At 41.3% G+C, this 6,969-nt stretch carries 9 protein-coding genes; 5 read left to right on the top strand and 4 right to left on the bottom strand.

The window, feature by feature from the left end:
- Nucleotides 1-210: 210 nt before the first annotated feature.
- From BM613_RS12410 to BM613_RS12400, 3 genes are read right to left on the bottom strand one after another with little or no spacing between them, the layout of a single operon-like run.
- On the bottom strand, nucleotides 211-495 hold the full coding sequence (locus BM613_RS12410) for a hypothetical protein (RefSeq protein ID WP_109431499.1): 285 nt from the start codon (nucleotides 493-495) through the stop codon (nucleotides 211-213).
- A 41-nt stretch (nucleotides 496-536) separates the two neighbouring features.
- Complete coding sequence (locus tag BM613_RS12405) at nucleotides 537-755, bottom strand: helix-turn-helix domain-containing protein (protein ID WP_181363139.1); 219 nt, start codon at nucleotides 753-755, stop codon at nucleotides 537-539.
- A gap of 2 nt (nucleotides 756-757) precedes the next feature.
- Complete coding sequence (locus BM613_RS12400) at nucleotides 758-1,144, bottom strand: sigma factor-like helix-turn-helix DNA-binding protein (RefSeq protein WP_181363138.1); 387 nt, start codon at nucleotides 1,142-1,144, stop codon at nucleotides 758-760.
- 210 nt (nucleotides 1,145-1,354) lie between these two features.
- On the opposite strand from BM613_RS12400, the gene BM613_RS12395 reads away from it, so the two are divergent.
- Both BM613_RS12395 and BM613_RS12390 read left to right on the top strand, forming a co-directional pair.
- Nucleotides 1,355-1,738: a hypothetical protein gene (locus BM613_RS12395; protein WP_109431496.1), complete on the top strand. Its 384-nt coding sequence runs from the start codon at nucleotides 1,355-1,357 to the stop codon at nucleotides 1,736-1,738.
- Nucleotides 1,739-2,439: 701 nt separating this feature from the next.
- Nucleotides 2,440-2,946, top strand: coding sequence for a hypothetical protein (locus tag BM613_RS12390; protein ID WP_146192814.1), 507 nt, complete (start codon nucleotides 2,440-2,442; stop codon nucleotides 2,944-2,946).
- Nucleotides 2,947-3,131: 185 nt separating this feature from the next.
- On the opposite strand, the gene BM613_RS12385 is transcribed toward BM613_RS12390, so the two are convergent.
- Complete coding sequence (locus BM613_RS12385) at nucleotides 3,132-3,506, bottom strand: hypothetical protein (RefSeq protein ID WP_181363137.1); 375 nt, start codon at nucleotides 3,504-3,506, stop codon at nucleotides 3,132-3,134.
- Between the two features lie 498 nt (nucleotides 3,507-4,004).
- Here BM613_RS12385 and BM613_RS12380 point away from each other — a divergent pair, with 498 nt between their 5' ends.
- The 3 genes from BM613_RS12380 (at nucleotide 4,005) to BM613_RS12370 (ending at nucleotide 6,952) form a co-directional block, all read left to right on the top strand.
- Nucleotides 4,005-4,577, top strand: coding sequence for a TetR/AcrR family transcriptional regulator (locus BM613_RS12380; RefSeq protein ID WP_109431493.1), 573 nt, complete (start codon nucleotides 4,005-4,007; stop codon nucleotides 4,575-4,577).
- A gap of 157 nt (nucleotides 4,578-4,734) precedes the next feature.
- The gene (locus BM613_RS12375) at nucleotides 4,735-5,469 is read left to right on the top strand and encodes an N-acyl homoserine lactonase family protein (protein ID WP_245926387.1); all 735 of its coding nucleotides are present in this window, start codon (nucleotides 4,735-4,737) and stop codon (nucleotides 5,467-5,469) included.
- Between the two features lie 529 nt (nucleotides 5,470-5,998).
- The gene (locus tag BM613_RS12370) at nucleotides 5,999-6,952 is read left to right on the top strand and encodes an AlbA family DNA-binding domain-containing protein (protein ID WP_109431491.1); all 954 of its coding nucleotides are present in this window, start codon (nucleotides 5,999-6,001) and stop codon (nucleotides 6,950-6,952) included.
- Nucleotides 6,953-6,969: the final 17 nt, after the last annotated feature.

Here is a 6,969-nt window from a genome sequence, read left to right as displayed (position 1 = left end):
GGGTATAGGTCTTTATGCTAGATTCCTCCTTTGCTCGTTCATATTCATAGCGTTGGTCTGGTGCGACGTCTGTGACAGCGATCATTATTGCAGTTGTCTGGATATGTTTTCACCAATACATCGATTACTCAATGCGAATCATTCTTGTTCACTCCCCTCACCTTATAAAGACACTTTGACCTCGGATTTTTACGCACTCTGCGTAGATTTTTATTTTTTCTTTGTTTTCTTCGCAACCAGCACATGCCATCCGCCAATGGCAACAAAGCCAGAGAGCAAGCCGTTAAGAAGATCTGTCGCCCATTTGATCCGTGTAGGAGGAATCGGTGGAGCAAGTATCAATAGGAGGATCATCCCTACAAGCAGCGCGAGTGGTTGCGTAGGAATCTGTCGAATGAAAGGTAGCTCCTTGATCGCTTGGACGATCACAAGAACAGCAAGACTTGTCCCCGCCAAGGTATGCAGCGAAGCTTGAGAAAAAAGAGTCATCTCCATGCCATCCCCTCCTTGATTCGCCAATAAAGCCAGGCACACAGTTAAGGCGCTGGCTTCTCTTTTGCGTGTGATTCGGTTTTTTCGATTCGCCTGCGCACCTTTCTCATAAACTCTTCCCGCACTTCTTGTGCAATCTCTTCATCGACTACGCCATGATCCATCGATACCTTGCGAATGAGTCGGTCAAAACGCAAAAGGATATCTTCCATGGCTTTGGCATCTCCAGCTTTCGCGCGTGCGAGCACATCTTTGATCCGCACATTCATGCACTCCACCACATGGTTCGCAGGGTGTGCAACGCGCGTTGATGCAGGCGGCTCACTTGCTGTTGTGTCAACTGTAGATGAGCGGCTATTTCTTGTTGGGTATATCCATGTTCATATATTTCATACAAAATGATGGACTCAAAAAGCGAAAGTTGGTGAAGGAGCATATCCATTTCGACTTGCGCAAATAAATGAGATGAGGTTGGGCATGGAATGGCAGCCAAAGGGTCTTCTTCAGCAGAGGAGTGCGTTTGACTGAAAAGTATTTCTCGTGTTTGTCTAGCTTTTACAATTCTTGCGCGAACAGCTGCATGTCGAATGACTTGCACACACCAACGAATACTTCTTGCTTCTTCGTGCTTCAAAGAGTTCACATGATTCATAAGCGCCTCGCCTCCAGTTTTTCTTGGAGTTGAAAACATTCTATCGAACATGCGTTCTTTATACAAGTCTTGGATGCTTCTACTCTATAAAGACACTTTGAACGGCTCTTTTTACGCACGAAGAAGAGTCATTTATAGATGAATTTTTCTCGTTTTAATCTTGAGTTCTTATAATTTAACGAACGACCGCTCCAATTGCGAGATATGGTCATGGATCATTTGGCGCAACTCGTCTGGCAGCAGATCAGTGAAGGTGAACGGTTTCGAAGCGTTTCCTTGCGTGCTTCGGACTACATTGATGAAGTCATCGCTACACGCGGCGAGCGCGAGATTCGTTCGCACAACCCTGAATCCCCCACGCTTCCGCCACCGACAGGCTGGCTTGGTTTTTGGGTAGACGCAGAACATACGAAAGTCGCATTTTACCCGACAAAGTTCGATGATTTGCTTAGAGAGCGCGGGTATGGGGCGAATGTAGTGAGGAAAGCGTTGATTGAGGAGGGAAAGATTGAGAAAGGAGACAGAGCAACTACGAAAAAATACGATGCAGAAACCAAAAAAGTGATTCGCGTCATCATCTACCGAAACACCTAAACCGCCTACGGGCGGTTTTTTATTCTTCCTTCCTCATCTTCCTCGCAAAAACATATATATATACGTACACGCTATACGTTTTATATTTAATTTTTTTGCATTCCATATAATCCATATTTATACATGTTTTTATTTTACAAAAATGACATAGTAAAATTTATATTCGCGAGGCACTTTTTCTATAAAGGTATATGTATCAAAAAAGCGAGGAAGAAGAGGAAGAACAAAGAAAAACCCTTGTTAATAAAGGCTTTCTTTCCTTCCTCGCAATGAGGAAGGAAAGAGGAAGAAGTGAGGAAGGAAAGAGGCTAAAAGGCCATATATATATATAGAGAGTTTTCTTTCTCACTATATATATGGGCAAAAAACCTTAATTGACCGCTTTTCTCAGAGAAAAAAATCTTCCTCTTCCTCATGCAATCTTTTTGCTAGGAAAGCCTGCCGCCAAAGCCGTGATGAATCTTGTTTTAGCAATAAAAAGATAATTTTATGTTTGACGGAAATGAATACAAAAAAACAATTAGGGAAGTATGACTAAGATTTCGCTGTAACCATTTTGCACAGGGCGTCGTCAAAGGAAAGAGAGGTTTGTAATTGTACAGCCAAAGGGATAAGACACTCACAAATGTGTCGAATTTCTACTGTGCGGTTTGATCTGATGATCAAGATACCGTGATATTCTAAGACAAAGGGTGGTTTGTGTGCAAAAACGAACATGGGGAATCGGGGTGGCTACTCTGGCTTTGACGTGCTTGGGTGTGACGGGGTGTGGGACCTATTTCCCTAATCCGAGATCGAATATTCACTCGAAGGATACATCTGTCCATGTGTTTAGTTCTCATACGAAAAACAATGATTATAGCAAAGAACAAGATTCTATCAAGCAAGGTAAATCATCTAGCGTGATACTGGAACAAATACAACCCGAAACAAATGGAGTGGTTTTTGTCACCACAAGAGAATTAAATTATTCTTTAATGATGAAAAATGAACAATTAAAAAATAAACTTTTTATTGCAAATTTATTTGACGTATATCACGGATTATTTCCGCTCAATAAAAATATTACAGTAGGAAGTCCTTGGGTAAAATCTGTTAGACTTGCAGAAAAAAACGATCAATTACAAATTACTTGTTTACTCACAAGGTCAGCTACACATGTAATTACTGGTTGGGGAGGATTTATGTTTAGTTTTACTTTCAGATAAAATAGTATACTACTGATTTGTTTTTAAAGGTCTAAAGGAGGATCACGGGCTCAATCTGAATTTGTATGATAAAGCAGTTTCTCGATTGAGTCTCTAGTGTTTAATTGAACATTCAGCCCGCACTTTCCTACGTTAGGTACGGGCCGAGTGTCAAAAAAGATATTTTTACATAAATAACTTACACATCAATTACTACAATCATCTCCACTATCTGAGAATTGAAGTGTGTTTAAAGATTTTCCCCATCCTTCGATTATGGATACGTCATTTGACGCGGATCCATTTACACATGTTCCGTAATAAGCCATAAAACCCACGATGTTATCCCCAGTTACGCTAATCGTAGTTGTTGTGGAAATGGGTGTAATCGCGATAAACCCATCAATATTTAACGAGTCTAAATCATACGATGCCCATTGCGACTGGTCTGCATAGAGTCCTGGTGTTAATCCGGGAGAAATAGAATTCAGACCAGCTGTGTTTATTGCAGAATAGAAGTGCAGGGTTTTGCAGCGTAAAAGTGCAGATGCTTGCAATTGCATAACAAGGGCACTAGCCAACACTATCAGGAGTTTTTTATTGCATCAAACCCGATTTTGCTTCATAATATTAATATTATCTTTGTATCTATATAAGTATAAAAATTTAATAAATATTAATTTATCCCTATTGTGATAGTTACTGAGAAAACCACTAAGGAGGAAATCCGCCTTGTGTACTGACTTTACCACAGGTTTCATTGCCTTGTCAGCGTTTCAAGTTGGTCGTTTGAGCAAGTGGAGAACGAAGACTGGGTGGTCCGTTTGGATCCTGTATCCTCTGTAGTACCTTTCTCCGCACGTCAACTTCTCGGTATCAACCATGCGAGACTAGGGCGGCACCGGTTATGATATCGAAATGTGCCTGGTTGGCGCAATGTATTTATTACCGTACCTACTTGATGTCTTGCGCATAAGGAGGATATGCGACAGAAGTCTGATCGAATCTTGGGGTTGTAAAGCATTCGTTATAAACTTATAAAGCTTGACATTTAGTTAGTAAGTGCTTACTATAGGTTTATGAAGAAATTACACGCAGACAGTAAACATGATGACATTGTCAACGCAGCAATTCGATTGTTCTCTCGCAAAGGGATAGAGGGAACGAGTGTACGAGAAATTGGACGTGAGGCTGGCGTCACGGACGCCGCCATATACAAACACTTTGATTCTAAGGATGACGTGGCTCTTGCTGTATTTTCAAAGTACTCTGATCTGTATTCAAGGTTGATTGATTACCATCGACAAGTCGATAACCCTTTTGAATACCGATTAGATCAACTGATTGCGGATATCTTGGAATATCATGATCAAGATCGATTTGGTTTACTTCTACTGAGTCAGCGACACGAGATTTTTTCACGTTTGTCGACAACACATCGTCTACCTATTATAGCTATGACTGACTTTATTCAGTCAGGCATAGAGGAAAGTACAATCCCTGTACAAACGGCACGCTTATCAGCGGCACTCGTCATTGGGGCACTTATACGTTTGGCGGTATTTAGTGATATGGGTGGGCTTCCTCTCGTCCTAGTAAATATGAAAGCTGAAATACAAGAACGTATTCGAGGACTGGTCGGATTGAGATAGGTATCTTTGCATCTGATAGTTAGCAAATGCAAACAAAAGCGAGAGGGGATTCGGGGTGAGAATTCACGCAATTGAAACTGGCGTAGTCTCGATAAAAACTAGACAGCGACAAGGAGTCGGCTCAACCGGAAGGCGTCTTAACACATTATTAGATAATATGTGGACAGAATGGTTGCCAATCTACTGTTGGGTGGTCGAGCATCCAGAAGGTATTATAGTGATTGACACAGGAGAAACAGCTAGAACATGTAGCCCATCTTACTTTCCAAGATGGCACCCCTACTTCCGTTTTGGTGTACGAATGCGAGTGGAACCAGAACAGGAAGTTGGACCACAAATGAAAAAACTTGGATTATCCATAAATGATGTGAGATGGACCATTATGACTCACCTCCACACAGACCACAGTGGGGGTATTTCCTACTTCCCGCGTTCCGAGTTTCTTGTTTCACGACAAGAGTATAAATCTTCCGTGGGATTAAAAGGGAAACTGCGAGGTTACTTATCTGATCATTTTCCTAATTGGTTTGAGCCGAGAATAATAGACTATACGTCTGGAGAGTATGGTATATTCAGAACGGGCTATACAGTCACAGAAGCTGCAGATGTATTAGTGATTCCAACACCAGGACATACCCTCGGACATCAATCTGTGATTATTCGTGATGGAGAAATCACATATCTATTTGCAGGTGATACCTCATATACTGAGCAACTCATGATTGATAGGAATATCGATGGGGTCTCTCCGAGTTCACGTCTCGCACAAGACACATTGGCTCGAATTCATGAATTCATCTGCACAGAACCTACAGTGTACCTCCCGAGTCATGATCCATTATCAAAGCAGCGGCTGGTGCAAAAAATCCCAACTACAATTTTTAAATTATGATTGTACGCTGAACAGGTGATAACTATCATTTATTAGCATTTAGGTAAAAGTTAAGTGGTAGGTAGGACACAACTTTATAGATATTGCTCATTGCAGAGCCTGTTTGTAACGTGTCCTACCTACCATTTGATTTGCATAAGGGTAGCATTCCTGTTATGAAGCAAAATCGAGTTTGATGCAATAAAAAACTCCTGATCGTGTTGGGTTTGTCTAGAATACACCACTTATCAGGAGGCAACGCTACCATGAGTATAACGCAGAACAACAAGATTCGCCGGATTACAGATTCAACCTTGGTTGTCGGAGCAGACATTGCCAAGAAGGTTCATGTCGCGCGGGCGAGTTGATGTACGAGGCATGGCTGTGGTTGAGTGAACGAACTTAGATATGGAAATTACTATAAAGACGGAATTTACAGATTATATGCAAGGAGATGAAGAACGGTGACTGTAGAGATTCGGCAAACCCGTAGCGAAGATGCGGAAGACTTAAGTCACTTGATTGCTCAATTCAGTGGTGGTGTGAGCGTATGAAATGGGATTATACAACTATAGAGGCCTTAGTAACGCGGATACAACCAGAAAATGACCATCTTGATTACAAGCGTCAAGTCGATACAAAGAGTAATGAAGTAGCTAAAGATGTGGCGGCATTTGCCAACACATCCGGTGGGGTTATCCTTTACGGAGTTATTGACAATGGAACAGGTGTTCCCACTAAACTGGTTGGAATTGAACGGGATCGTGGCAATCAACCAATTGAAGACTGGTTTGTCAATGTTGTGAAATCTGTTTCTCAGATTTCCGGTAACTGCTATGAGATTCATATAGTGGACATACCTGATTGCGAAGACAAAGTACTCATGGTAGTTGAAGTCAAAAGAAGTCCTCTACGCCCGCACATGGTTGAAAATCGTTTCCCAATTCGTGACCATCGAAATTCCAGACCCGCTACAATTAGTGAGGTGCGTGCTATGTATTCTCAAAGCTTTGGGCGTCCGATACTGTCACTTGATATAGATTTTTTAGAAAATTTAAATTACAAACCAGCCTTAAAATTATTAAATGTTGGTAAATCGTGTGCCTTCAATATCACCGGGGTACTCTTTCTTTGTTCAAAGGCAATGACAACAACAGAAATTTTATCGACCCCATTCAATTATTTTGCTACGGTTCCTCAGAAGTCCAACATTTCAATCTTGCAGCCAGGAGACTCAGCTTACTTCCTATTTCCTGATTTATATAAACAAGAACCAGGTTTCCTCAAAAATGTGTACAGTGCTGTTTGGATCGGTAAATTTTCGGATGGCTTAGATGTAATTTACCCTAATATAAGTGCTGAATTCCCAATGCAACAATGGTTAAATTCTCTGGAATTAGAGCATGTGTGGCCGAAGAAGTTGCTTGAGGCACCATCAGAGGAAATAGAAATATGGGATCGGTGGCTAGCATCCCAATTGAAAATGCTCCATCAATTACTTTAATCTGTTTTACGTATTAC

It is taken from the genome of Sulfoacidibacillus thermotolerans, from assembly GCF_003144315.1.
GTDB lineage: Bacteria > Bacillota > Bacilli > Alicyclobacillales > SLC66 > Sulfoacidibacillus > Sulfoacidibacillus thermotolerans.
Note: the sequence above shows the minus strand (reverse complement) of the source record. Positions and strands in the feature narration are given on the sequence as shown.

Coding starts and splice junctions, on each gene's coding strand:
- BM613_RS12410 (WP_109431499.1), bottom strand. CDS start 495: ATGGAGATGACTCTTTTTTCTCAAGCTTCGCTGCATACCTTGGCGGGG.
- BM613_RS12400 (WP_181363138.1), bottom strand. CDS start 1,144: ATGAATCATGTGAACTCTTTGAAGCACGAAGAAGCAAGAAGTATTCGT.
- BM613_RS12395 (WP_109431496.1), top strand. CDS start 1,355: ATGGATCATTTGGCGCAACTCGTCTGGCAGCAGATCAGTGAAGGTGAA.
- BM613_RS12380 (WP_109431493.1), top strand. CDS start 4,005: ATGAAGAAATTACACGCAGACAGTAAACATGATGACATTGTCAACGCA.
- BM613_RS12375 (WP_245926387.1), top strand. CDS start 4,735: ATGTGGACAGAATGGTTGCCAATCTACTGTTGGGTGGTCGAGCATCCA.
- BM613_RS12370 (WP_109431491.1), top strand. CDS start 5,999: ATGAAATGGGATTATACAACTATAGAGGCCTTAGTAACGCGGATACAA.